The organism is Streptomyces lanatus, assembly GCF_014655715.1.
Classification (GTDB): Bacteria; Actinomycetota; Actinomycetes; order Streptomycetales; family Streptomycetaceae; genus Streptomyces; species Streptomyces lanatus.
The window spans coordinates 450,478-475,088 of sequence record NZ_BNBM01000006.1 but is presented as its reverse complement, the minus strand read 5'-3'; the positions used below and the strand labels follow the sequence as shown (position 1 = coordinate 475,088).

Here is a 24,611-nt window from a genome sequence, read left to right as displayed (position 1 = left end):
GGTGTCCAGGACTGGTCGAGCTGGCGGCGGGGGCTTTCCGCGATGAGCGTTGACGGGTGGGACGAGTCGCGCGGTGACGGTGACTCGTCGACTCCGCAGGTACCGAGCCAGGGCGGACGCGCGGACCTGCCACCGGGCGGCGATCCGGCCTCGGCCGCTCGCGCCGAGGGCGGCGTCCCGGCACAGCGCGACCGGCGCGAGGACAGCGTGCTGCCGCCCCCGCGCGAGCTGCCGCCGTCGGACGCCGACCTGATCGGCCGGATGCGCTCCGGCGACGACAGCGCCTACGAGGAGCTGTACCGGCGCCACTCGGGCGCCGTACGCCGCTACGCACGCACCTGTTCCCGCGACGCCCACACCGCGGACGACCTCACCGCCGAGGTCTTCGCCCGCATGCTCCAGGCGGTGCGCGGCGGTTCCGGCCCCGAGCACGCCGTACGCGCCTATTTGCTCACCTCGATCCGGCGGGCCGCCGCGGACTGGACGAAGTCGACCCGCCGTGAGCAGCTGGTCGACGACTTCGCGGTGTTCGCCGCGCAGTCCTCGCGGGTGGCCGAGGTGTCCGACGACGACACGCTCGACCTCGGCGCGGATGTACGGGCGATGCACGAGGCCGAGCAGTCCATGGCCATGCAGGCCTTCCGGTCGCTGCCGGAGCGCTGGCAGGCCGTGCTGTGGCACACCGAGGTCGAGGACGAGTCGCCCAGCGAGGTCGCCACGCTCTTCGGGCTCGACGCCAACGGCACGCGCGTGCTCGCCAGCCGCGCCCGTGAGGGCCTCAAGCAGGCCTATCTGCAGGCCCATGTCAGCGCCAGCCTCGCCAGCGACGAGGAGTGCTCCCGCTACGCCGACCGGCTCGGCGCCTACGCCCGCGGCAGCCTGCGCACGCGTGCCGAACGGGGGCTGCGCAAGCACCTGGAGGAGTGCGCCAAGTGCCGGCTGGCCGCGGGCCAGATCAAGGAAGTCGCCAGCGGTATCCCCGCCGTCGTGCCGGTCGCGGTCATCGGCTGGTTCGGTGCCGCCGGGTACGCCAAGGCGGCCGGGCTCATCGCCGGTGGTGTCGGGACGGCGGGTGCGGCCGGAGCCGCGGGTGCGGCAGCCGCGGCGAGCGGCGGTACGTCGAGCGGGGCCGGGGCGGGTGCCGGGGCCGGGGCCTCTGGTGGCGCAGGATCGTCCGGCGGGGGCGGTGCCGCTGCCTCCGAAGGGCTGGGCGGGCCGGTGAAGGCCGGTATCGCGGCCGGTGTGGTCGCCGTGGCCGTCGCCGCGGCGATCGCGCTCGCGCTGGCCGGCAACGACACGCCGGCCCCGCACACGGACGCCAAGCCGTCCCCCGTCCCCTCCCCCATCGTCGAGGAGACACCGACCCCCGAGCCGCCGAAGAAGGAGGAACCCACCCCGCGGCCGCCGGCGATCGTCCCGGCCGTGGAGCCCGCGCGGACCCCGACGCCGACACCGTCGCCCACTCCCACGCGCACTCCCAGTCCGACGCCCACGCCGACGCCCACGGCTCCGCCTGAGCCTTCGCCGACCCCCACACCCACCCCGCCGCCACCGCCGCCCGCGCCCGCCGACTACCAGTGGAGCGAGCTGTCGTACGACCTCACCGGCGACGGCACCGAGCCGGAGATGCGGCTGCACGAGAGCAGCTGGGTGTGGCAGCGGCATGGGGTGTCGATCGCCGGCGAGCAGTACGCGAACGGCGTCACCGTGAGCGGCCGGTCCTCCGTCACCATCGACCTCAACCGGGAGTGCAACGCCTACGAGGCGCTGGTCGGCGTCGACGACTCCAACCTGGGGCTCGGCCGGTTCCGCTTCTCCGTCTACGCCGACGGCGCCCGGCTGTGGCGGTCCGGGGTCGTCAAGGCCGGGGACACGGCGGTGCCAGTCCATGTGAACCTCACCGGGCGCGAGACGGTCCGGCTGGTCGTGGAGCCGCACGGCACCGTCGACAACCTGTTGCTGGCGGACTGGGCGGAGTCGAGGTTCAGCTGCCGGTAGGGCGGTCCGGGCTCGGGTCGGGGAGGTCGCGCACGGCCTCGGCGAGGTCGTCCAGGACTTCGTCGTGGGTGAAGGTGCTGCCCCGGGTGTACTCGGTCGTGAAGCGCTCGGCGCCCAGGGCGGCACGGGCGACGGCCTCGGTGCGCTCGGCGAGCGTGCGCTCCGGATCGGGGCGTGGGTAGCCGCGACGCCAGTGTTCCGCGGCGGCGAGGAGACGGGCCGCGCGGGCGGGGTCGTCGAGGCGGGTCAGCAGATCCGCCGCGGAGTCCGCGAGGGTCGCCGTGATCACGTCGGCACAGTGGTTCTCCACGGCCAGGCGCAGAGTGTCGGCCAGGCGGGGCAGGCCGTGCTCCGGGCCCGACTCCGCCGTCACCGTCTGGGCGTCGACCGAGTTCAGCATCACGAGGAACTGGGGCGGCAGCGTGGCGCGCTCGGTCTGTGCGCGGGCCGCCTCACACAGCTCACGCGCGCGTGCGGTGTCCTTGTCGTCCAACGCCATCTGGGCCCGCAGCAGCAGGACGAACGCCCGGGAGTCCGCCACGCCGTACCGCTCGGCCGTGGCGCCCGCCTCGTCCAGCGCGGCCATGGCCGCCTCACTGCCGCCCGAGCGGTACGCGATCTCGGCGAGCCGGGCGATGAGGAACGGCGTCTCGGCGTACGCGCCCACCTCACGGGCGAGGCGCAGCGCCTCCTCGAACTCGCCCTTCGCCTCCTCGAAGCGACCGCGCGCCATGGCCGCCTCCCCGGCCGCGCTGCACACCTGGGCCCCTATCCAGCGGTCACCGACCCTGCGGCTGAGGATCCGCAGTTCCGCGAGGTCGTCGTCCACGCCCGCGTGGCCGCCGGGTGAGTCGACGAGCATGTGCGTACGGAACATCAGGACGCAGCCGATCTCCCAGTCGCCGCCGTACACACGGCAGTTGGCCAGCACCGCGTCCATGGCCGCTCCGGTGTCCGTCGTGTCGCCCAGGATGTACCGGGCCAATGGCCAGACCATGCCCGGCATGCGGGCCGCGTCGGGGCCACCGCGCGCGAAGTGGGCCCGGACGTGCTCGATGTACCGGCGCAGCCGCTCGTCCTGCCAGTGCTCCACCGGCTCGAACTCGATGCAGAGGAACAGGTGCTCCATACGGAGGCTCATCCGGGCGGCGTGCCTTGGGTGGCGGGCCTGGCCCTCCGGGTCGGCGAGGAGGGCGTCGACCGGGTCGGTGGGGTGGGTCTGTGGGTTGGTGGGGTCGAGGGCCGGCGGGTTCGGGGGAATGCCGTCCGGCGGGTTCGTGGGGAGAGTGTCCGTGGGGCGGGGCGCGGTGGTGGTTTCGGGGCTCATGGGCGTCGTGGCCGTCGCGCGGGCGTCCAGGGTGGCGCACAGGCGTAGCGTCCTGTCGGTCCAAGCCGCGCCCTCGACGCGGTAGTTGCGCAGCCACCAGAACCAGCACATGGACAGGGAGATGGCCGTGGCGTCCGGCTCGTCGCCCGCTGTCAGGGCTCGGTCGAGGGCCGCGCGGATGTTGTCCAGCTCGGTCTCCAGGCGGGAGATCCAGGGGAGTTGGGCGGCGGAGCGCAGGAGGGGGTCGGCCTCCTCCACGAGTGCGCGCACCCACGCGCGGTGTCGGCGCTCGGCCGTGAGGCTCAGCTCCGGGGTCTCCGCGGCGCGCTCCACGGCGTACTCGTGGATGGTCTCCAGCATGCGGTACCGCATGCCCTCCGCGCCGTCCCGCTCGTACGGGGTGGCCACGATCAGGGACTTGTCTACGAGGGCGCCGAGGGTGCCGAGGACGTCCTCGGCCGGTCCCGTGCACACGGACTCCGCCGCCGCGAGGTCCCAGCCGCCCGCGAAGACGGACACCTCGCGCAGCACCGTGCGCTCCCGCACGTCCAGCAGGTCCCAGGACCAGTCGACGACGGCGCGCAGGGTCTGCTGGCGGGGCAGGACGGTGCGGCTTCCGGAGGTGAGGAGGCGGAAGCGGTCGTCGAGGCGGTCGGCGATCTGCCGGGGCGTGAGCAGCCGTAGCCGGGCCGCCGCCAGTTCGATGGCGAGCGGCAGGCCGTCGAGGCGGCGGCAGATCTCCGCGACGGCGTCCTGGTCGCGGGCGTCGCGCAGCGCGGTGGCGGCGTCGGGGCGGACGGCCGCCGCGCGGTCCGCGAAGAGGCGGTGCGCGTGGTCGGGGAGGAGGGGCTCGACCGGGCGTACCGACTCGCCGGGGATGCCCAGGGGTTCACGGCTGGTGGCGAGGATCGTGAGTCCTGGGCAGTGGGTGAGGAGGGTTTCGGCGAGGGTGGCTGCCGCGCCGATCACATGTTCGCAGTTGTCAAGGATCAGGAGCTCGCTGCGCGAGGCGCAGTGCTCGATCAGCAGGGCGAGCGGGTCGTCCTGCTGGGCCGTCAGCTCGTTGGTCATGAGCACGGTCTCGCGTAGACCGAGCGCGTTGACCACCGCGCCTGGCACCGCCTCCGGGCGGTCGAGCGCGGCGAGCTCGACGAGCCATGCCTGGGGGAGGCCGGTGGCTGCCTCCTCGGCGAGACGGGTCTTGCCGGAGCCGCCCGGTCCGGTGAGCGTGACCAGGCGGGCCCTGTGCAATTCGGAACGGATGGCGTCGAGTTCGAGTTCCCGGCCCACGAAAGAGGTAAGGCGGGGACGGAGGTTGCCGGTTCGTTCTGGGGGATGTGGGGGTGGGGGCGCAGGCGGGTTGGGGGGCGACCCGTGGGTCAGGAGGTCTGTGTGCAGGGCGCGGAGTTCCGGGCCGGGGTCGGTGCCGAGGCCTTCTGCCAGGGCTCGGCGCGCCGTTTCGTATGCGGCCAGGGCGTCGGCCGGGCGGGCCGTGTCGCGCAGGGCTCGGATGAGGAGGGCGTGCAGCGGTTCGTCGTACGGGTGGGTCGCGGTCAGTTCTTTGAGCTCGGGTACGGCGATGTGGGCGCGGCCCAGTCGTAGGTCCGCCTCGATGCGGGTCCTTGTCGCCTCCAGGCGCAGGGACTCCGGGCGGGTGGCGGTGGCGGTCCGGTCGGGGAGGTCGGACAGGGCCGGGCCGCGCCACAGGGCCAGAGCGGTGGTGAGGGTCTGGGCCGCCGTGGTCGGGTCGCCTCGGTCGAGGGCGGAGGTGCCTTCGTGTACGAGGCGTTCGAAGACGTAGAGGTCTACGTCCTGCTTCGTCGCTGTGAGGCGGTAGCCGCCGGGGGCGGAGGTGACGGTGTCCTTGCCGAGTGTGCGGCGCAGGCGGGCGATCAGGGCCTGGAGGGCGGCGGGGGCGTCGTGGGGTGGGGCGCCGGCCCAGACCTCGTCGATCAGGGTGGTGGGGGTGGTGAGGTGGCCGGGGCGTAGGGCCAGGGCTGTGAGCAGGGCGCGTAGGCGGGGGCCGGCGAGGGGGACGACGGTGCCCTGGTCGTCCTCTGCCTGGGTGACGCCCAGGATTCTGTACCGCACCTGGTCATTGTCGCGGGGGGTGGTTTCTTGGGCACGGGTTTTGTGGGGGTGGGGGTGGCGTGGGCGGGTGTGGGTGCGTGGTTGCTGGGGTCGTCCGGGTGCGGGCCGGAAGGGTTTCGCCCCCGCCGCCCCTACCCGTCCCGTCCTCCAGGGGCTTCGCCCCTTCGACCCCACTGGGGCTGCCGCCCCAGACCCCGCTCCGGCCCTGAAGGGGCCTTGTCCTCAAACGCCGGACGGGCTGAGAGATGCGGACCGGCGTTGGGAAGTGCCGCCCCTCCGGATGGGGTGTGCGCTCCTGCGGGTGGGTGGGGGTTAGGGATGGCGTGGCCCTGTGCTCGAACGCCGGACGGGCTGGAGGGAGCGGGCCGGCGTTGAGAAGTACCGCCCCACCGGGTAGGTGGGAGCTAGGGACGGCATGGCCCCGTGCCCGAACGCCGGACCAGCCGGAAGATGCAGGCCGGCGCTGAGAAGCGCCGCCCCACCGGATGGGTGAGGGCTAGGGACGGCATGGCCCCGTCCTCGAACACCGGACCAGCCGGAAGGCAGCGCGCCCCACGTGGGTGAGGGCCAGTTGCAGCCAGGCCCCGTCCCCAACACCGGACCAGCTGGACGATGCGCGCGGCCCCCCACCCAGGAAGACCCCACCCGGCGTCCCGAGCCGCACCCCTACCCCCGCCGACCCCCCGCCCCCGCCCCCAACGCCCCCCTCTGCGGCTTGATCCCCTCCGGTACCGCCCGTTGTCTCGCCGGGGTTCCTGTCCAGCAGGTGCCTCGGCGGGCCAGTAGGCGGTGTAGCCAGAGTTCGAGGGAGACGAGGTCTGCCAGGCCGTCCAGGGGGAGGGGTTCGCCCTCGGAGGCTGCTCGGAGGGCCTTGCGGACCACTCGGGCTTCGACCAGGCCTGCCTGGGCCAGGAGGGGGGTGCCGAAGAGGGACATGAGGGGGTCGACCGCGACGCGGAGGCCGGTGCGGGACGCCGCTGCCGCGGGGGCGTGGGTGGGGGCGCCCCAGCCGGGTGGGAGGTCGGTGACTCCGGCGCCCTCCAGGACCGTACGGAGGATCGCGGCGCGGGCGCCGGGCTGGACGCGCAGGGCCTCAGGGAGGGCTCGGCAGGCGCGGACGACCTGGTTGTCGAGGAAGGGGGTGTGCAGGCGTTGGGAGCGGATCTCGGCGGCCTGCTCCAGGATGCGGATGTCCGCGGCGTGGCGGGCGAGCGCGGCACGCGCGCGGTAGTCGCCTGGGCGCTGGCCGGGGCCCACGCCGTTGCGGCTCGTCGCCGTCTGGAGGCGAACCGATACTTCAGCCAGGGCCTCCCCGGTCAGCCAGCGTGCCGCCGGGCCCGGTCTGGCCCAGGTGAGGGCGGCGAGGGATGCTCCCACCGCACCTCCTGGTTCGTCGAAACGGCGGTCCATCAACCGGGAGGCCAGGGACTCCACGCCCGTGCGGTACGGCGTGCGGGCCAGCTTGCGTGCCGCGCCGTAAACGCGCGCGGGGACCAGCACCGAACCGTCCGCCTTCGCCAGCGCCGCGACCGGGCGCACCAGGTGGCGGCGTTTGCGGTCCATCAGGAGGTCGGCCAGGCGGGCGGGGTGCGCGTCCAGTACCTGGCGGGCGCCGTAGCCCGTGAAGTGGTCCGCGCTGCCGGAGGCGAGGCGGGCGCGGTGGCGGGCCGCCGTCACCAGGCTGGGGCCCGGCTCGTCCGTCAGCGGGCCGTCCAGGTCCGCGTACGGCAGTGTCTCCTCGCCGCCGGCCACGACCACGTGGTGCAGGCGTGGGTTGGCCGCCAGGGCTCCCGCCCGCTCCAGCTCCGCCTCCCTGCCGCCCACCGCCAGGTCGTTGAAGGTCACGGCCAGGAGGCGCTCCCCCGCGCCCGTGCCGTGGCCCAGCACCGTGCCCGGCATGCCCGGGAGGCCCGCGGCCAGCAGGGCCAGGGTGCCGGATGCCGGGCCGCCCGACAGATCCGCCCCTATGCCCGGTACCGGCATCCCGCGCGCGGCACGCCGTTCGGCCGGGCCCATCCCCGGGACCGGGCCGGGGTCGATGTCGGGGACGTGACGGGGCGCGGACAGGCGGGCGCGTACCGCGTCGACCAGGGCGTCGCGTACGGCGTCCACCGCGCTGTCCGGGTCGGCCGCCGGTGCCGCCACCGCGAGCGAGGCGACCGGCTCGTAGCCGGCGATCTCCCGGGCCCCGGCGCGCAGGATCAGTGCGTGCCCCGGCGGAATCCGGCGTACGCCGTCGTACGGCGTGGAGTCGTGCAGGGCCGCCGGTACGTCGGGGGCGGCGAGCAGGGCGGCGAGGTGCCCGAAGTCGAGGTTGGCCTCGATGAGGTCGGCGAGGGGGAGGGCGGCGGTGGAGTAGGCCGTGCCGCCCGCCCAGGGGGTGTAGAACACCGGCCTGGCGCCCGCCAGATCGCCGCAGACCGTGACCCTGCGGCCGACCTGGACGACGGCCGTGTAGCTGCCGGGCCAGTTGGTCAGATGGCGAAGTGCCCCTCCGCGCGCGGCGAACAGGCCCAGGCGGAGTTGTTCGTCGCTCGCCCCGCAGGTGCCCAGGACCGCGATCCTGTTCTGCGCGTCGGCCTTCACCACGCGCACCTCGTCGGGGCGCCAGTCGCCGACCGCCCACAGCGGATCGGGGTCGCCCCACAGGAGTTGGGACCCCACCGGGTGCACGGTCTCGCCGTCGCTTCCGGTGGCCCCCGCGGAGCCGATCTCGGCGGCCACCGCGGTGGTGCTGCTCCATCCCACCAACCACCGCATGGACGCCTCCACAGGCTGTGGACAAACAGTGCACCGTACGAACGGTTCACCATGCTGCCATGAAGGACGCGCCCCGGAGCGGCGGTGGAACAGCTCGGGACCGGGCAATCACGCCCGCGCGGGCCCCCGCGCGTCGGACGGTACGCGCCGTCAACGTCCGGAAGGGGCAAGGAGATCCACGCGTGCGTGACCGTCGGATCCGGCAGGTCGAGCGAGGGATCGAGCTGCGGCTGCGGCGCGAATGCGCCCCCTGAACGCTCCCCGAATACTCCCTGCGCGCCCTCAAGTCCTAAGGTAGGAGCCGTAATCACCCCGACGGGACGGGGTCGGTTTTCGGCCAAATCGGCGCCGTAGGGACAGGCTCGCGCACACTCCGTGCAAGCCCTCCGCACTACTCGCCGTACTCGCCGTGCGCGCAGTCCGGGGAACGGAGTGCGCCCCCCGGACCGTTCCGCCGCCCGCGGGGATGTAGGCGGCGGAATCCCCCAGCCCACTGGATCCAGTACAGCGGGCCGACCCACGCAGAAGCCATGGAACCGCTCCCCCGGTGGCCGGAGAAGAGCGCACGGACGGGCGCACAGCCACACAGCGGGAGCACATCACAACTGTGCGTAGGGGGTGCGCACTTGAGTGCGGACCACAATCCCGCCATCCGGAACAATGCCCCTTAACGCTTGGGATGCGGCGAACTACGCTGGGTTTACGAATGCCGCGTGGTTATGCCAGCGCGGCAGCCGTCTGTGTCGAGGGGTGGCGCATGTCCAGGGAGCAACGCGGGCCGAACGAAAAACTCGGCGCCGTTCTCGCCCTCGCGGGAATCAGCAACGCAGGACTCGCCCGACGCGTCAACGACCTTGGCGCTCAGCGGGGCCTGACTCTTCGCTACGACAAGACGTCGGTGGCGCGCTGGGTGTCGAAGGGCATGGTGCCGCAGGGCGCCGCCCCGCACCTCATCGCCGCCGCGATCGGCCAGAAGCTGGGCCGCCCGGTGCCGCTCCACGAGATCGGCCTGGCGGACGCGGACCCCGCACCCGAAGTGGGTCTCGCCTTCCCCCGGGACGTCGGACAAGCGGTGAAGTCGGCGACGGAGCTCTACCGTCTCGACCTCGCCGGCCGCCGCGCCGGATCAGGCGGCATCTGGCAGTCGCTGGCCGGATCATTCGCAGTAAGCGCATACGCAACGCCCGCCTCACGGTGGCTGATAACCCCGGCCGACACCTCGGTCGCGCGCGAGGTGGGCCCCTCCGAGGGGTCCGGCGCACCGCTCAAAGTCGGCCACAGTGATGTGCAGAAGCTGCGCGAGGCCGCCGAGGACGCCAGGCGCTGGGACTCCAAGTACGGAGGCGGCGACTGGCGTTCGTCCATGGTGCCCGAGTGCTTACGAGTGGAGGCGGCACCGCTGCTGCTCGGCTCGTACTCCGATGAAGTGGGCCGAGCCCTGTTCGGGGCGAGTGCCGAACTCACCCGTCTCGCCGGGTGGATGGCGTTCGACACCGGTCAACAGGAGGCCGCGCAGCGCTACTACATCCAGGCGCTGCGGCTCGCCCGCGCGGCGGCCGACGTACCCCTCGGCGGGTACGTGCTGGCGTCGATGTCGCTCCAGGCGACCTACCGGGGCTTCGGCGACGAGGGCGTCGACCTCGCCCAGGCCGCGCTGGAGCGCAACCGTGGGCTCGCCACGGCCCGCACCATGAGCTTCTTCCGCCTCGTCGAGGCACGCGCACACGCGCGCGCGAATGACGCGCAGGCGGCCGGCGCCGCCCTGAAGGCGGCGGAGGGCTGGCTGGAGCGGTCCAGGGAGGGCGACAACGACCCGTCGTGGCTCGGCTTCTACTCCTACGACCGCTTCGCCGCGGACGCCGCGGAGTGCTACCGGGACCTGAAGGCACCACGCCAGGTACGGCGGTTCACCGAGCAGGCGCTGTCGAAGCCGACAGAGGAGTTCGTGCGCTCGCACGGGCTGCGGCTCGTCGTCTCGGCGGTCGCCGAGCTGGAGTCGGGCAACCTCGACGCGGCATGCGAGCAGGGCGTGCGGGCGGTGGAGGTCGCGGGGCGGATATCGTCCGCGCGCACCACCGAGTACGTGAAGGACCTGCTGCACCGGCTGGAGCCGTACGGGGACGAACCGAGGGTGATCGAACTACGGGAACGTGCACGGCCGCTGCTGATGGCCCCGGCCTGAGCGTGCCCGCACGCGCGCGTGGCCTCCGCCCTGCCCGAACAGGCGGGCGGCGGCTACGACGCGCCCTCCGCGCGCCCGAAGCAGCGCTCCAGCTCGTCGAGGTCGTAGAAGGCGCTGTTCCTGGCGATGGGACGGCAGCCGGCCTTGAAGGCGGTCTCCTTCTCGTTGTAGAGCATCCGCACCAGGTAGGTGCCGCCCTTGCGGAAGACGTCCCACTGGACGTTCGAGCCGAGCGGCGCCACCGCCGCGCCCCGCCACGCGTTGTCGGCGTAGGTGTACGGCCGCTCCTGAGTGACGCCCTCGGTGCTGCCGGGCAGGCCCATCAGCGCGGCCAGCGGAATGATCTCCTCGGCATGCGTGAAGCGCAGCTCGGCGCCCAGGTCGCTGCTGCCGTCCCGCTTGGCCTCGACCTTGTCGAAGAAGTCGTCGAGCAGCACGTCCGCCATCTTGTACGTGATGTCGCTGCCGGCGAAGCCCGGACCCTTCTCGTAGAAGTCCTCGACATCGCTCAGGTACCCGAACCAGGCCGCGTCCCGCTTGCCGATGAACCGCTCCATGCCCCAGCCCCTGCCGTCGGGGCTCTCGTCGCTCATGGCGGGCGCGATGGCGTACAGGTTGTAGACGGCCGTGGCGGCCGCCACGCGGTCGGTGTCGGCGAGCTGGTCGACGAAGTCGCCCTTGAAGAGCTTCTTCAGTACGTCGCGGGCGGCACGGTGCGTGGTGGGCTGGTCGGTGATCGACTTCAGGGTGCTCGCGAGCCGCTGATCGTTCGCGAGGTAGTCACGGTAGGCCGCCCCGCCGGCCGCCTTGTGGAAGTACAGCAGGTCGACGTCCGTGCGGGTCGGGCCGATGAGCGGCTTCAGCGCGGGGTCGGCGCCGGCGAGCCCGGCGGCGTACAGGTTCGCGCTGTCGACGGCACGTCCCTGTCCCGAGCTGACGACGTCGATCTTCTCCTTGTCGCCGGCGATCTTCCGGAACAGCCCCGGCAGCCGTTTCGCCATCTGTACGGCCGTGTCGTGGACCTCCCGCTTGCCGCGGCCGCTGAGGTCGCCGTAGCCGACGGCGCTCATGGCGCTCTGCAGCGCCTGCACCTTGGGCCCGAGCTCCCTCCCCTTCGCGGTGAGGGCCCCCGCCGCCTCGGCCTTCTTCCACAGCGCGAGGACCAGGTCCGCGTCGTCGCCGTCGGTGGCGGCGCGGGAGCCGTGGCGGGAGACGTTCTCTGTGAAGACGGGCGTGAAGCCGGCGGGGGGCCGCTGGTAGGTACGGGGGTTCTGGCCGGGGGCGTAGGTCGCCTTGGTGCCGTAGCTGTCTCGCGTGCTGTGGCTGGGGGCGGCGTTGGCGTGGCTGGCGGCCAGGAGGACGGTGAGGCCGAGGGCCAAGGCCGGAGTGAGACGTCTCATGGGCGCATCGTCGGGCGGGTCCATGAACGTTCCGTGGCCGGATCACAGCAGACGGGTGGCTGGATGTCCCGCCCTTGTCCAAGGTTTCCCCTCGGACACGGTGGGTCCCCGGGTTTGACCGCGTTGTCAGTGGCGCAGTGCATTATCGAAACCGGGAGGTGGGGTAGGTGCGGACGCTCGCTTACGACTGTGACGTGCTCGTCATCGGCGGTGGGATCGTCGGGCTGTCCACGGCGTATGCGATCACACGCGCCGCGCCGGGGACGCGGGTGACCGTGCTGGAGAAGGAACCGGGCCCGGCCCGGCACCAGACGGGGCGCAACAGCGGGGTCATCCACAGCGGGATCTACTACCGGCCGGGATCCCTCAAGGCGCGGTACGCGGTGGGGGGCGCCGCCGAGATGGTCAAGTTCTGCGCGGAGTACGGCATCGCGCACGCCGTCACCGGCAAGCTGATCGTCGCGACGGAGCGGGCGGAGCTGCCGCGGCTGCACGCCCTGGTGCAGCGCGGGCGGGAGAACGGCATTCCGGTACGGGAGCTGGGGGCCGCGCAGATCTCGGAGTACGAGCCGGAGGTGCGCGGACTCGCCGCCATACACGTCGGGACGACGGGCGTGTGCGACTTCGTCGGGGTCGCCCGGCAGCTGGCGGAGGCGTCAGGGGCGGAGATCCGGTACGGGGCGCGGGTCGAGCGGATCGACCGGCGGGCCGCGCTGGGGGTGGCCGTACGGACGGCTGGTGGGGACGTGGTGCGGGGGCGGGTTCTTGTGAACTGTGCCGGGCTGTACTGCGACGAGGTGGCCCTGCTGACGGGGGACGAGCCCGGGGTGCGGATCGTGCCGTTCCGGGGGGAGTACTACTCGCTGGCGCGGGGTGAACTGGTGCGGGGGCTGGTGTATCCGGTGCCGGATCCGGCGTTTCCGTTTCTCGGGGTGCATCTCACGCGCGGGATCGACGGGGGTGTCCACATCGGGCCGAACGCGGTGCCGGCGCTTGCCCGGGAGGGGTACGGGTGGGGGGTCGTGCGGCCTCGGGAGGTCGGGGCGGTGGTGGCTTGGCCGGGGGCCTGGCGGATGGCTCGGCGGCACTGGCGGTATGGGGCGGGGGAGCTGCGGCGGTCGGTGTCCAAGGGGGCGTTCACGGAGGCGGTGCTGCGGTTGTTGCCTGCGGTGACGTCGGATGATCTGGTGCCGGCGGCTGCGGGGGTGCGGGCGCAGGCCGTGTTGCGGGACGGGGGGCTGGTGGATGACTTCTTGATTCGGGAGGGGGATCGGGCGGTGCATGTGCTGAATGCGCCGAGTCCTGCGGCTACCGCTTCGCTGCCGATCGGGCGGGAGGTCGCTCGTCGGGCGTTGGGGGTGTTGGAGGGGGTGTGATCAGAGGGCCGGAGGGTGTGGGCACCGATTTTTTTCGCCCCCGCCGCCCCTACCCGTCCCGTCCTCCAGGGGCTTCGCCCCTTCGACCCCACTGGGGCTGCCGCCCCAGACCCCGCTCCGGCCCTGAAGGGGCCTTGTCCTCAAACGCCGGACGGGCTGAAAAATGCCGGCCGGCGCTGGGTGGCGTGGTCCCGGCCTCGAACGCCGGACCGGCTGAAAGATCGCGGACCGGCGTTGAGAAGTGCCCCCAGAACCTACGGCCCCACCCCCTCCCCCCTCCCCGTAAAATCGACCCCACTGTGTCTGACTCCCTCAACGCCCCCGAAGCCCCCCGCCCCACCACCCCCGGTCAGTCCGAGCCGTGGGGGGAGAGTTCGTCGCATCATCCCGGTGTGTCCGTTCGGCATACCCGTGCCAAGGGTGAGCCCCGGTTCCCCGACGGGCCGAAGGCCGATCCCGCGGGGTCTCACTTCGAGCGGCGGATTCGGAGTTTTCAGCCGCGGCGGAGCAGGGTGACCGCGGGGCAGGCGGACGCGTTGCAGCGGCTGTGGCCGAAGTGGGGGCTGGATATCGACGGGCAGTGCGTCGTCGAGGTCGGCGAGCTGTTCGGGAACGACAATCCGGTCGTCCTGGAGATCGGGTTCGGGATGGGGGAGGCGACCGCGCAGATGGCCGCCGGTGACCCGGGCACCAACATCCTCGCCGTCGACGTGCACACCCCGGGGCAGGGCAATCTGCTCAATCTCGCCGAGCAGCACGGGCTCACCAACATCCGTGTGGCCAACGGCGACGCCATCATCCTGCTGCGCGAGATGCTCGCCCCGGACTCTCTCGACGGGCTGCGTGTCTACTTCCCCGACCCCTGGCCCAAGAAGCGGCACCACAAGCGGCGGCTGATCCAGCCCGAGTTCCTCAGCCTCGCCGCGACCCGGCTGAAGCCCGGCGCGCTGGTGCACTGTGCCACCGACTGGGAGCCGTATGCCGAGCAGATGCTCGAAGTGCTGACCGCCCATCCTGACTTCGAGAACACCGTCCCCGGCGGTGGATTCGCGCCACGTCCGGAGTTCCGGCCGCTGACCCGTTTCGAGGGTCAGGGACTGGACAAGGGTCATGTGGTGAACGACCTGCTCTTCCGTCGCGTACAGCGGGAAGAACGTTCCGGCTGAAACCACCGCACAGCAGCAACCTCGTTAGGGTCGATGCCGTGGCCACCTGCCCCCCGTACCCGACGCACCCCACCGGTCCCACCGGCGGCGCACTGCGGCACGCGCACTGGTGGCAGAAGCGATGGGTGCGTTACGGCGCGCTCAGCACCCTGCTCGCGCTCTCCGGACTGGTCATCCTCGCCCTGGTGCGCGAGCAGACCGGCACCGAGGGGTTCCTGGTCGGGCTCGGGCTCGCCGTGCTGCCCGTACCGCTGCTGGTCGCCGCGTTCCGGTGGCTGGACCGGGTCGAGCCAGGGCCCTGGCGCAATCTGCTGTTCTCCTTCGCCTGGGGCGCCTGCGCGGCGGCGCTGATAGCGATCGTCGCCAACAGCTTCGCGACCAAGTGGATAGCGACCGCCACGGCCGATCCGTCGCATGCCGACACCCTCGGCGCCACCGTCATAGCGCCCGTGGTGGAGGAGATGGCGAAGGCCGCGGCCGTGCTCCTCGTCTTTCTCTTCCGGCGCCGGGACTTCACCGGGATCGTCGACGGGGTCGTCATAGCCGGCGTCACCGCCACCGGTTTCGCCTTCACCGAGAACATCCTCTACCTCGGCACCGCCTTCGGTACCGATCAGCTGACCGGCGACCGCGGCATCGCCTCCGTCACGGCGGCTACCTTCTTCGTCCGCGTGATCATGTCGCCGTTCGCGCATCCGCTCTTCACCGTCCTGACCGGCATCGGCTTCGGCATCGCGGCCCTGGCCGGCGACCGCCAGCATGTGCGCCGCGCCCTGCTCCCCCTCCTCGGCCTGCTGCTCGGCATGGGCATGCACGCCCTGTGGAACGGCTCCTCGGCCTTCGGCGAGTACGGCTTCTTCGCCGTGTACGCGACCCTCATGGTGCCCGCGTTCGGACTGCTGACCTGGCTGGTGATCTGGACCCGGCAGCGTGAGCTGCGGACCGTGCGCGAGGAACTGCCCGCCTATGTCGCCGCCGGCTGGCTGTCGCCGAGCGAGCCGTACGCGCTGGGCTCGATGCGGGATCGCCGGGTGGCCCGGCAGTACGCGCGGCAGCACGGGGGACGGGCGGCCTCGCGGGCCGTGGCGCAGTACGAGGCCTACGCCACGTCGCTGGCGTTCCTACGGCACCGGGGGCGCCGCGGACGGGACCGCGCGGACTTCGTCGTACGGGAGAGGGAGCTGCTGCAAGAGCTGTGGGCGCGCCGGGAGTTCGCCCGCCCGGCACTGCAGCACGCGGCCGCCGCCGCGCAGGCGTGGACGGGGTACGGGTACGGATACGGGCACGGGTACGCGGCGCCGCCCGGGCCCGTGCAGTGGCAGGCGTACGGGCAGCAGGCGCCGTACCCGGTGTACAACCCCTACCGGTCGTAGCGCCCGCCCGGCGCACACACCGAAAACCGGCAGCCCTGGCGTCGGGGGGACGTCGCCAGGACCGCCGGGGGTCGGAGAGGAAGATGTTCTCTCAGATCTCTCAGAGGCCGGGGTTCAGGTGGTGCCTCAGGGCGTGAGGCCCTTGCCCTGGAGCCAGGCCATCGGGTCGATGCCGCTGGTGCTGCCGCCGGGGTGCACCTCGAGGTGCAGGTGGGCGCCGGTCACATTGCCCGTGGCGCCGACGCGGCCGATGACGTCGCCCGTGTTGACCTTCTGGCCCACGCTGACGCTGATCGAGGACTGGTGCGCGAACCAGAGCTCGGTGCCGTCGTCGAGGGTGATCTCGGTCTTGTAGCCGTACGAGCCGTCCCAGCCCGCGAAGGTGACCTCGCCGGAGTGGATCGCCTTGATCAGGGTGCCCGTGGGGGCGGCGAAGTCGAGGCCCGTGTGGTACCCGGAGGACCAGTAGGCGCCGGCCTGACCGAAGGTCGAGGTGATGGTGTACGAGGACGTCGGCAGCGTGTACTGCTTGGCCAGCTCGGCGAGGCGCTCGGCCTCGGCCTTCTTGCGGGCCTCCTCCTCGGCGGCGGCCTTCGCGGCGGCGGCCTTGGCCTTGGCCTCCTTCTCCGCCTTGGCGGCCGCGTCGGCGGCCTCCTTCTCGGCGGCGGCGACAGCGGCCGCGGCGGCCTTGTTGTCGATCTGGTCCTGCTGGAGCTCGGCCTGCGCGATGATCCGGCTGCGCAGCGCCTCACCGGCGTCGGAGGTGCCGCCCTGCGTGGTCCGCTCGGTGGCCTCGCCCATGGTGCTGAGCGCGGTGGCCGCGTTCTCGGGCTCGTCGGAGGAGTCGTCGGAGATCAGCGGCAGGTCGGGAATGGTGATGGCGACCGGCGGCTTGCCGCTGTTCGCGCTGGCCATGCCGCCCGCGCCGACGGCGGCTATGACACCGACGCCGAGAACCGTGGAGCTGCGGGCGAGTCCGCCGCCGCGCTGCTTGCCGACACGGTGCCTGCCACGGGTGGGACGAATGGACTCCGCGGTCGGATTCCACTCCTCGAAGGGGCCCTCGTCGGTGCGGTAGTTGTCGTAGCCGAAGGTGTCGGTACTGCGCTGACTCGGCACGAACGGGGCTTGCGTAGCAGGCCGGTTGGACGCCACGTGGGCGTACTCCTTTCCTTCCTTCTCGCCTACCGGGTTAGCTGACGGGTTCGGAGCAGGAAGGTCTCCTACGCGCGTATACCAACCGGGACTTCCCGGCGGTATTCACGCGATTCACCCCAGGGTGGTGGTTCCCCGGCTCCCTTGCGGGACTCGGCGCGTGCGCACGGAAGCCGCCTCTTGTGACGGCTGGGACGACCGCGCTGCGTTATCGAACGTTAATAGACGCGGGGTGCGGATTCCAAGCTGTTCCGCTTGATCATTAACGATTTTCGCCTGGACTTACGGGTCACGAGCGGCCTAAATCGGGCGAGTTGGCCAAGGCTCAGGGGCCACACAGGTATTGACGGTATGTCAGTTGTTATGCGGAGGGGGGTCATCCGATCACCCCTGGTGACGACGATCAAGGTCTGCGTACGGCCATGAGCGCCATGTCGTCCGCCATCCCTCCACCTGAGTGCCGTCGCACCTCCACCGAAAGCACACCAAGTAGTGCGGCCGGTTCCCGCAGCGCGTTGGCGCGCCCGGCGAGGCCCGCCTCGGGGTCGTAGAACCGCCCGCTGCCGTCCCGCGCCTCGGACAGGCCGTCGGTGTACAGCAGCAGCGTGGCCCCCGCCGGGAAGTCGGCCTCGTCGGCGCGGTCGGGCCAGGTGCCGAGCTCGCTCATGCCGAGCGGGAGCGCCGGTTCGGTGGCCGGCAGCAGGCGTACGGTGCCGTCGGCGTACAGCAGCAGGGGCGAGGGGTGCCCGCGGTTGACCAGGCGCACGATGCTGTCGCCGTGCGGCAGTTCGGCGAGGACGACGGTGGTGAACCCCTCGCGGGAGTCGATCCCTTCGCGCCGGGTCCGCTCACGCGCCAGCGCCCGCTCCAGCCGCTGCGCGACCGCCTCCAGGGTGGCCTCCTGCTCGGCGGCCTCCCGAAAGGCCCCGATCACGACGGCGACGGCACCCACCGCCCCCACCCCCTTCCCGCGCACGTCCCCCACGACGACCCGCACCCCGTGCGGGCTGTCCTGCACGGCGTACAGGTCACCGCCGATGGAGGCGCCCTCCTGCGCCGCCTCGTACCGCGCCGCGATCTGGAAACCGCCGATGCGCTCGGCGGGCTCCGGCAGGACGGCGCGCTGGGCGGCCTCGGCGATCTCACGGACGGAGGCGAGGCGCTCGTCGCTCCGGCGGACGAGGAGGTTGATGAGGACGGCGAGGACGGAGACGACCACGATGGTGACCAGCTCGGTCATCGACTCCGTCCGCGGGAGGCCACCGAGGGTGACGCGCAGCACCAGAAGTACGGCGACGGTCGCGACGCCGGTGAGCACGGTGCCTCGGCGCGTGTAGAGAGGGGCGGCGATCAAGGGCGCGGCGGTGAAGAAGGGGGCGCCGGTGAAGCCGGAGGGCGTGGCGTATTCGTAGACGCCACCGGCGACGATCAGCACGGCGGGGAGCAGCCGGACGAACCGGCGTGCGTATGAGATCCGCCGTTCCTCCACCTGACCAGGGTTGCGGACGCGGGGGCGGGGAGCGAGTGCTGGCGGCCGACCGGAGGAAGGGGGAAACACTCAGGGCCCGGAACCTTTGGTTCCGGGCCCTGAGCCTTCAGTAGCGGGGACAGGATTTGAACCTGCGACCTCTGGGTTATGAGCCCAGCGAGCTACCGAGCTGCTCCACCCCGCGTCGGTGACTCCATAGTACGCCATCCGCGGGACCCGAAGCACATCGGTTTCCCTGACCAGGACATTTCGGTCACCCGAGCAGGTGCGCGTTCGGCTCCATGGCCCGCCCCTCGTACTCCGGCAGGACCAGTACGTCCACGCCCTCCCCGGCCAGCAGCCCGCTGCCGTCGGCCCCCGCCACGAAGGTGTCCGGCTCCCGCCAGGCCGTCACCACCCGGCGCACCCCCGCCGCGAGGATCAGCCCCGCGCACGGCACGGGCCGCGAGGCACGCCGCGTGCACGGCTCCAGGCTGGTGTACACCGTCGCGGAGGCCAGCCTCGGATCATCCGGCGCGATCTTCGCCAGGGCCGCCTCCTCGGCGTGTACGACGGGGTCGTCGCCCTCTCGGGAGTACCCGCGCGCCAGCTCGGTCCCGTCGGCCGCGACCACGACCGCCCCGACGCTGAAGGCCGTCTCGGACGGCGGGCACTGCGCGGCCAGCTCGCAGGCCAGCGCCAGCCAGTGCCGGTCCGCGGCGGCGGGGAGGGTGCCGGTGCCGGGTGCCGTCGGCTCGTAGCGCATCAGCACGACGTCCTCGATGCGCCGCGTCTCCAGCAGCCGCAGCCGCCCGCCCTGGTAGGCGCCCGGCCCGAACAGCCGCGGCGCCTCGGGGTCCCCGACGAACAGGGGCGCAAGCACCAGCTGCACCTCGTCCGCGAGGCCCTGCCGCAGCAGTTGGGTGTGGATGGTGCCGCCGCCCTCGACCATCAGCCGCTCCACGCCCCGCACCTCGCGCAGATGCGCCAGCAGGGCGCGCCAGTCCAGCTCGGGGCCCAGGGCTACGACATCGGCCGCGACCGGCGTCCGCCGCAGCCGCTCGGCGCCCTTCTCCGTCGTATAGACGATCTTCTCGCCACCCGTGTGCCAGAAGTTCGCCGCGGGATCCAGCTCGCCGGACGCGCTGACCGTGACCTTCAGCGGATACTCCGGCTTCCCGGCCGCCACCCGGGCCGCGCGTCGCTCCGCCGAGTTCACCAGCAGCCGCGGGTTGTCCGCGCGGATCGTGCCGGCGCCGATCAGGATCGCGTCCACGGACGCCCGTACCTCGTCGACCCGGTCGAAGTCGGCCGGGCCGGACAGGAGCAGGCGCTCGGGGGTGGTGTCGTCGAGGTAGCCGTCCAGGGAGACGGCGGCGGAGAGCAGGACGTAGGGGTACGACGGCATGCGGCGCGCTCCCTTTCGGGGCCGGAGTGGGACCGGGACAAGACGGGGCTTGGTTCAAGTTTGAAACAAACCTACACTGGAGGCATGACGACTCGCTGGCTCACCCCCGAGGAGCAGCGCGCCTGGCGCGCGTACATCGGCGCCGCCCACCTCGTGGAGGACGCGCTGGACCGGCAGCTCCAGCAGGAGGCCGGCATGCCTCACATGTATTACTCCATCCTGTCCACCTTGTCCGAGGCCGACGAGCGCCGGCTTCGGATGACGGACCTCGCGGAACGGCTGAAGATCACGCGCAGCCGGCTGACATACGCCGTGAGCCGGCTGGAGAAGGACGGTCTGGTGGGGCGCGAGACCTGCCGCTGGGACAAGCGGGGCAGCATCGCGGCGCTCACCGACGAGGGCATGGCGGTGCTGGAGAGCGCGGCGCCGGGTCATGTCGAGACCGTGCGGGAGGTGCTGTTCGACCGGCTCAGCCCGGCGCAGGTCGAGCAGCTGGAGGAGATCTTCTCGACGGTCACCGAGGGCTTCCAGGGGGAGGAGGCGCACGGGACCGGGGACGACGTGCCGTGGCGACGGCGGTCGAGCAAACCCTGTTCGTCGGCGGCAGTTCCCACAGATATTCCCGGAGAATCCGGTTGATTCAAATTTAAAGCATGGGGTAGGGTTCGTGATCAGGTTCTGCTGCTTCAAATCTGAAGCAGCAGCTGTACCGATCGGAACCCGGAGAACCCGCATGCCCGACTTCACCGCCGCCGCCACCCAGCGCGCCCGCGTCCGGGTCCCGCTGCGCTTCCAGGACGGTTACAGCGCCGACGCCGAACTGGTCACCTTCCACGGCCTGGCCGACGGCCTCGAACATGTCGCCGTCGTCCTCGGCGACCCGGCCCCCGGCACCGCCCCGCTGGTCCGGCTGCACTCCGAGTGCCTGACCGGCGATGTCTTCGGCTCGGCCCGCTGCGACTGCGGCCCCCAGCTGCGCGAGGCCGTCGAGCGCATCGCCGAACGCGGCGGCGTCCTGCTGTACCTCCGCCAGGAGGGCCGCGGCATCGGCCTCTACAACAAGCTCGACGCGTACGCCCTCCAGGACCAGGGCCTCGACACCTACGCCGCGAACGCCGCGCTCGGCCTGCCCGAGGACGCCCGCGACTACACGGCCGCCGCCCAGATGCTCACCGCCCTCGGCATCGACGAGCTGGACCTGCTCTCCAACAACCCCGACAAGGCGGAGCAGTTGCGCACGCTGGGCATCGAGGTCCGCGACCGGGTGCCCACCGGCGTCTTCGCCACCCCGGACAACGTCCGCTACCTCCGGGCGAAGGTTCTCCAGACCCAGCACACGCTGCCGCTGGGCGACCTGGCGAACCTCAGCGCGGGCTGACGGCCGGGAGGCAAGCGGAAGGGGCGGGCGCCCGGCATCGGACGCCCGCCCCTTCGTCGTATCTACTGTGTGACCTTCTCGATCGTCACCCCGCCCACACCCGCGGTCGTGCCGCGCGTGTTCAGCAGCCGCACCTCACCGAAGAGCTGCCGGCCCTCGGGTACGGCCCGTGCCACGGTGACGTCGGCCGACACCTTCGCCGAGTCGCCGGTGCCGAGCTTCACCGGCGTGGACTCGTCGACCTTGACCGAGCCGAGCGCGGAGGAGAAGAACGCGTCCCGGTAGTCGTAGGCGGTCGAGCCGGACGGCACCTCGAAACCGGCCACCTCGACGGTGTAGGTACCGGCGGCCGGGTTGGCGATGGAGACGGACTCCTCGGCGTCGCCGTCGGCGGACTGGCCGACGAGCTTGCCCTGGGCGTCGTACACCGACAGGTCGAGGTCGGCGCCCTTGTCGGCGGTGTTGCCGATGGCGACGTCCAGCGAGGTCGTGCCCTCGGGCACCTCGACCTTGCTGGTGTGCGTCTCACCGCCGGCGATCGTCGGCCGCGCGGTCTTCGACGAGCCGAGCGCACCGCCCTTGAGTGTGCCCTCGACGGCCGCCAGCTTGTTGGTCACCGTCCAGGAGGCGGCGATCGGGCTGCCGACCTTGGCCTCCGGCACCTTCACGGCGGCCGGGTCGAAGGCGGCGCCGAACACGGTGGCGTCCAGCTTGTAGGGGTTGTCCAGCAGCGCCGACGTACGGCGCGCGTCGACCTCGATCTCCCAGACGCCGGGCTGCGGGTCCTGGTAGGCGGCGATGTCCGTCGTCTTCGGGTCGTTGTCCGCGGCCGGGACGCCGTACGGGCTGATCGCGCTGAAGGCGGTCTTGCTGCCGTCCTTCAGGCCGCCGAGCGTGACCTGGAGCGACTTGGTGCCCTCGGGGACGGTGACGAAGTAGGACTTGACGTTGTTGCGCTGCACCGAGCCGGAGGCGGTGAAGGTGTGCGCGATCGGCGTGGAGACCACGACGGTCGTCAGGATCTGCGCGTCGACGCCGACCGTGCGCGGGTCGTCCGCCTCGAGGATCGCGCTCTTGATGCCCGCGTGCTTGGGCGCGGCCTGCACCTTGACCGTCACCGGCTTGTTCAGCGGCAGGTCGACCACCTTCGGGCCCGCGATGGAGAAGGTGCGGGCCTTGTTGTTCGCCAGCCGCAGGGTGTGCGGGAGCGAACCGGCGGGGCCGGAGGTGCGGGTGACGGTGACGTCGTACGACTTCTTCTGCCCCGCCTTCAGACCGCCCTCGCGGTCGTAGAGGCCGGTGCCGAAGCCGGGTGTCTTAAGCGCCTGGTCGAGGGCGGTGTCGACGGGGGCCTTGACGGCGTACTCGTGGGAGTCGGCCCCCGCGCGGATCGCCTTCCAGGCGTCGACGACGTCGATGCGGCCGGAGCCCTCCTCGTACGCCTGGAGTCCCTCGATGTGATGGGCGGTCGAGGTCAGCGCGGTGCGGAGCTTGGCCGGGGTGAGGTCGATGCCCTTCTGCTTCGCGGCGGACAGGAGCAGCGCCGAAGCGCCCGCCGCCTGCGGGGAGGCCATCGAGGTGCCGTTGTACATGGCGTAGCCGGCCGGCAGCTTCCAGCCCGCCTCGGCGATCGGCGCGCCGGGCATCCAGGCCGGGATGGTGCTGACCGCGGAGCCGGGCGCGACGATGGTCGGGGTGAAGCCGCCGTCCTCACGAGGCCCGCGCGAGGAGAAGTTGAACAGCTGGTACTTGTTCTCCACACCGGTGCCGTAGTTGGCGGCGAAGGTCTCCTTGGAGACGCCCGCGCCGACGGAGATCACCTTGTCGGCGAGACCCGGGTCGCCGATGGTGTTGGCGCCGGGCCCGGAGTTGCCCGCCGAGATCACGAGCTGCACGCCGTACGTGTCGATGAGCCGTGTGTAGAGCTCGGCGCGCGCGTTGTTGCCGTCGTTCAGCGGGGGCAGGCCGCCGATGGACATGTTGACGATGTCGACGCCGTGGTTGACGACGAGGTCGATCATGCCCTCGGTGAGCGCGACGCTGGAGCAGCCGGGGCCGAAGATGCAGGCGCGGGACGACACGACGTTGGCGCCGGGGGCGGCGCCGTTCATGTTCTTGCCGCCGAACATGCCGTGGGCCGCGGTGATGCCGGCGACGTGGGTGCCGTGGGCTCCTGCGGTGAGGCCGATGTTGACGAAGTCGGCCTTCTTGCCGACCCAGTCGCCGCCCAGCGGGTCCATCGGGACGTCCTTGCGGACCTCCACCACGAAGTCCTGGCTCTCCGGGATGTCGGTGGCGGGGTTGTCGGTGCCGAAGTGGCCGACTTGGTGGCCGTCCTTGTACGGCTTCATGGGGCTGTCGTCGGTGAAGTCACCGTCGTCATCGACGTCGACGGTGACCGTGCCGGTGGCCGGGTCGTAGAGCACGCCCCAGTCGTCGGTGGTGTCGCCGTCGCGGTTGACGTCGCCGTCGGCGTCGCCGTCCGTGACCTTGCCCTGGGCGGTGACGGCCTCGCGGAAGGTGCTGATGAGGTGGTTGCCCGCGGGGGCCTTCCAGCTCTTGCCGCCGTAGGTGAAGGAGGGCCCGGTGACCGAGGTGGTCATCGCCCGCCAGGTGCCGTCCCCGTCCACGATCGGGTCGGTGGCGGTCACCCAGTCGGTGATCTTGCGCTCGCCGGTCGTGGTCTTCTGCAGCGCGGGGTTCGCGAGGTCGACGCCGGTGTCCAGGACACCGATGGTGACGCCGCGCCCGTCCGCCTTCGGGTTCTTCTTCACGAAATCGACGGCGCCCGTCTCGAAGGACGGGTTGTACGGGTTCTTCGCGGGGGTGTTCTTGTCGGGGCCGGGGTAAGTGACCGCGGCCGTCTTCGACTTGCCGCCGGTGCCGAGGCCCGGCTGCTCCAGGGGTATCTCCTCACGCAGGTCGATGGCCTGCACGGAGGAGAGCTTCGCGGCCTCGGCGATGGCCGAGTCGGCCCTGCCGGTCGGCACGGTGGCCCGTACATAGCCGAGCTTGTCGTAGGTACGGCCGACCGAGCCGCCCTTGACCGCGTCGAGCTCCTGGGCGACCTTCTCGGTCTGCCCCGGGAGGGTGGCGATCATCATCGTGACGGTCTTGGCGCGCTGCGCCTTGGCCTGGGACAGGAGGTCGGCGTCGTCCGAACCGAGCTTGTCGTGGGCGGACTTGACGCCGGGGTCGGCCGCGGGGGCGGTGGGACCGTCCGCGGCGAGGGCGAGGGGCAGGGGACCGGCCGCGGCGAGCGCGGCGACGAGTCCTGCGGCCACGGCGATACGGGCGGCGGTTCTCGCGCCCGATATCGCGGCCGGGTGGGGGGTGGTGGGCATGGTGATCCCTGGTTCTGAAGGAACGTGGGCGTCGGCGGCCGGATCCGGCCGGGAGAGCACCTTCGACCGCCGCGGTCCGGAATGCGATCCCGGATGATCGCCAGCTTTCCTCAAGGGACCGATTTCTGCGGATAGTTCGCGGCGGGGAGATCGACGAGTGGCGGGAACTCGCCATGTGCCATGGG

The 24,611-nt window shown here is 72.0% G+C and carries 14 protein-coding genes, 1 tRNA gene and 1 riboswitch; of the genes, 7 read left to right on the top strand and 8 right to left on the bottom strand.

Annotated elements, in window-relative coordinates; translation table 11 throughout:
• The first annotated feature begins 42 nt into the window (after window positions 1-42).
• Entirely contained in the window at window positions 43-1,998 is a 1,956-nt protein-coding gene (locus IE325_RS19625; protein WP_190071228.1) for a sigma-70 family RNA polymerase sigma factor, read from the top strand.
• On the opposite strand, the gene IE325_RS19620 is transcribed toward IE325_RS19625, so the two are convergent.
• Complete coding sequence (locus tag IE325_RS19620; RefSeq protein ID WP_190071227.1) at window positions 1,985-5,416, bottom strand: AfsR/SARP family transcriptional regulator; 3,432 nt, start codon at window positions 5,414-5,416, stop codon at window positions 1,985-1,987. The genes IE325_RS19625 and IE325_RS19620 overlap by 14 nt on opposite strands.
• A 666-nt stretch (window positions 5,417-6,082) precedes the next feature.
• Entirely contained in the window at window positions 6,083-8,176 is a 2,094-nt protein-coding gene (locus tag IE325_RS19615) for an asparagine synthase-related protein (protein WP_190071226.1), read from the bottom strand.
• A gap of 757 nt (window positions 8,177-8,933) precedes the next feature.
• On the opposite strand from IE325_RS19615, the gene IE325_RS19610 reads away from it, so the two are divergent.
• A complete protein-coding gene (locus IE325_RS19610; RefSeq protein WP_190071225.1) occupies window positions 8,934-10,358 on the top strand; it encodes an NsdA family TPR-like regulatory protein in 1,425 nt (474 codons plus the stop codon).
• Between the two features lie 53 nt (window positions 10,359-10,411).
• Here the strand turns inward: IE325_RS19610 and IE325_RS19605 are convergent, their stop codons facing one another.
• Window positions 10,412-11,758: a histidine-type phosphatase gene (locus IE325_RS19605; RefSeq protein WP_190071224.1), complete on the bottom strand. Its 1,347-nt coding sequence runs from the start codon at window positions 11,756-11,758 to the stop codon at window positions 10,412-10,414.
• Window positions 11,759-11,925: 167 nt separating this feature from the next.
• Between IE325_RS19605 and lhgD the strand changes: the two genes are divergently transcribed.
• From lhgD to IE325_RS19590, 3 genes are all read left to right on the top strand, one after another.
• On the top strand, window positions 11,926-13,134 hold the full coding sequence (gene lhgD, locus IE325_RS19600) for an L-2-hydroxyglutarate dehydrogenase (RefSeq protein ID WP_190071223.1): 1,209 nt from the start codon (window positions 11,926-11,928) through the stop codon (window positions 13,132-13,134).
• A gap of 299 nt (window positions 13,135-13,433) precedes the next feature.
• The gene (gene trmB, locus IE325_RS19595; protein ID WP_190071222.1) at window positions 13,434-14,300 is read left to right on the top strand and encodes a tRNA (guanosine(46)-N7)-methyltransferase TrmB; all 867 of its coding nucleotides are present in this window, start codon (window positions 13,434-13,436) and stop codon (window positions 14,298-14,300) included.
• A gap of 38 nt (window positions 14,301-14,338) precedes the next feature.
• Window positions 14,339-15,673, top strand: coding sequence for a PrsW family intramembrane metalloprotease (locus IE325_RS19590; protein ID WP_190071221.1), 1,335 nt, complete (start codon window positions 14,339-14,341; stop codon window positions 15,671-15,673).
• Between the two features lie 126 nt (window positions 15,674-15,799).
• On the opposite strand, the gene IE325_RS19585 is transcribed toward IE325_RS19590, so the two are convergent.
• The 4 genes from IE325_RS19585 to IE325_RS19570 form a co-directional block, all read right to left on the bottom strand.
• The gene (locus tag IE325_RS19585; RefSeq protein ID WP_190071220.1) at window positions 15,800-16,828 is read right to left on the bottom strand and encodes a M23 family metallopeptidase; all 1,029 of its coding nucleotides are present in this window, start codon (window positions 16,826-16,828) and stop codon (window positions 15,800-15,802) included.
• An 11-nt stretch (window positions 16,829-16,839) separates the two neighbouring features.
• Window positions 16,840-16,997: riboswitch (cyclic di-AMP (ydaO/yuaA leader) on the bottom strand.
• Window positions 16,998-17,231: 234 nt separating this feature from the next.
• A complete protein-coding gene (locus IE325_RS19580; RefSeq protein ID WP_229911877.1) occupies window positions 17,232-18,317 on the bottom strand; it encodes a PP2C family protein-serine/threonine phosphatase in 1,086 nt (361 codons plus the stop codon).
• A gap of 110 nt (window positions 18,318-18,427) precedes the next feature.
• Window positions 18,428-18,501, bottom strand: a tRNA-Met gene (locus IE325_RS19575).
• Between the two features lie 69 nt (window positions 18,502-18,570).
• Entirely contained in the window at window positions 18,571-19,704 is a 1,134-nt protein-coding gene (locus tag IE325_RS19570) for a dihydrofolate reductase family protein (RefSeq protein ID WP_190071218.1), read from the bottom strand.
• Window positions 19,705-19,788: 84 nt separating this feature from the next.
• On the opposite strand from IE325_RS19570, the gene IE325_RS19565 reads away from it, so the two are divergent.
• Window positions 19,789-20,343, top strand: a complete 555-nt coding sequence (locus tag IE325_RS19565) for a MarR family winged helix-turn-helix transcriptional regulator (protein ID WP_190071217.1) — start codon at window positions 19,789-19,791, stop codon at window positions 20,341-20,343.
• 94 nt (window positions 20,344-20,437) lie between these two features.
• On the top strand, window positions 20,438-21,082 hold the full coding sequence (locus IE325_RS19560) for a GTP cyclohydrolase II (protein ID WP_190071216.1): 645 nt from the start codon (window positions 20,438-20,440) through the stop codon (window positions 21,080-21,082).
• 62 nt (window positions 21,083-21,144) lie between these two features.
• On the opposite strand, the gene IE325_RS19555 is transcribed toward IE325_RS19560, so the two are convergent.
• Window positions 21,145-24,426 carry a S8 family serine peptidase gene (locus IE325_RS19555; protein WP_190071215.1) on the bottom strand — a complete coding sequence of 1,094 codons (3,282 nt, stop codon included), beginning with the start codon at window positions 24,424-24,426 and terminating at the stop codon, window positions 21,145-21,147.
• Between the last annotated feature and the right edge of the window lie 185 nt (window positions 24,427-24,611).

Bases quoted from the DNA above. Each gene is read 5' to 3' on its own strand.
- IE325_RS19605 (WP_190071224.1), bottom strand. From the start codon at position 11,758: ATGAGACGTCTCACTCCGGCCTTGGCCCTCGGCCTCACCGTCCTCCTG.
- IE325_RS19570 (WP_190071218.1), bottom strand. From the start codon at position 19,704: ATGCCGTCGTACCCCTACGTCCTGCTCTCCGCCGCCGTCTCCCTGGAC.
- IE325_RS19625 (WP_190071228.1), top strand. From the start codon at position 43: ATGAGCGTTGACGGGTGGGACGAGTCGCGCGGTGACGGTGACTCGTCG.
- IE325_RS19610 (WP_190071225.1), top strand. From the start codon at position 8,934: ATGTCCAGGGAGCAACGCGGGCCGAACGAAAAACTCGGCGCCGTTCTC.
- IE325_RS19555 (WP_190071215.1), bottom strand. From the start codon at position 24,426: ATGCCCACCACCCCCCACCCGGCCGCGATATCGGGCGCGAGAACCGCC.
- IE325_RS19615 (WP_190071226.1), bottom strand. From the start codon at position 8,176: ATGCGGTGGTTGGTGGGATGGAGCAGCACCACCGCGGTGGCCGCCGAG.
- IE325_RS19560 (WP_190071216.1), top strand. From the start codon at position 20,438: ATGCCCGACTTCACCGCCGCCGCCACCCAGCGCGCCCGCGTCCGGGTC.
- IE325_RS19565 (WP_190071217.1), top strand. From the start codon at position 19,789: ATGACGACTCGCTGGCTCACCCCCGAGGAGCAGCGCGCCTGGCGCGCG.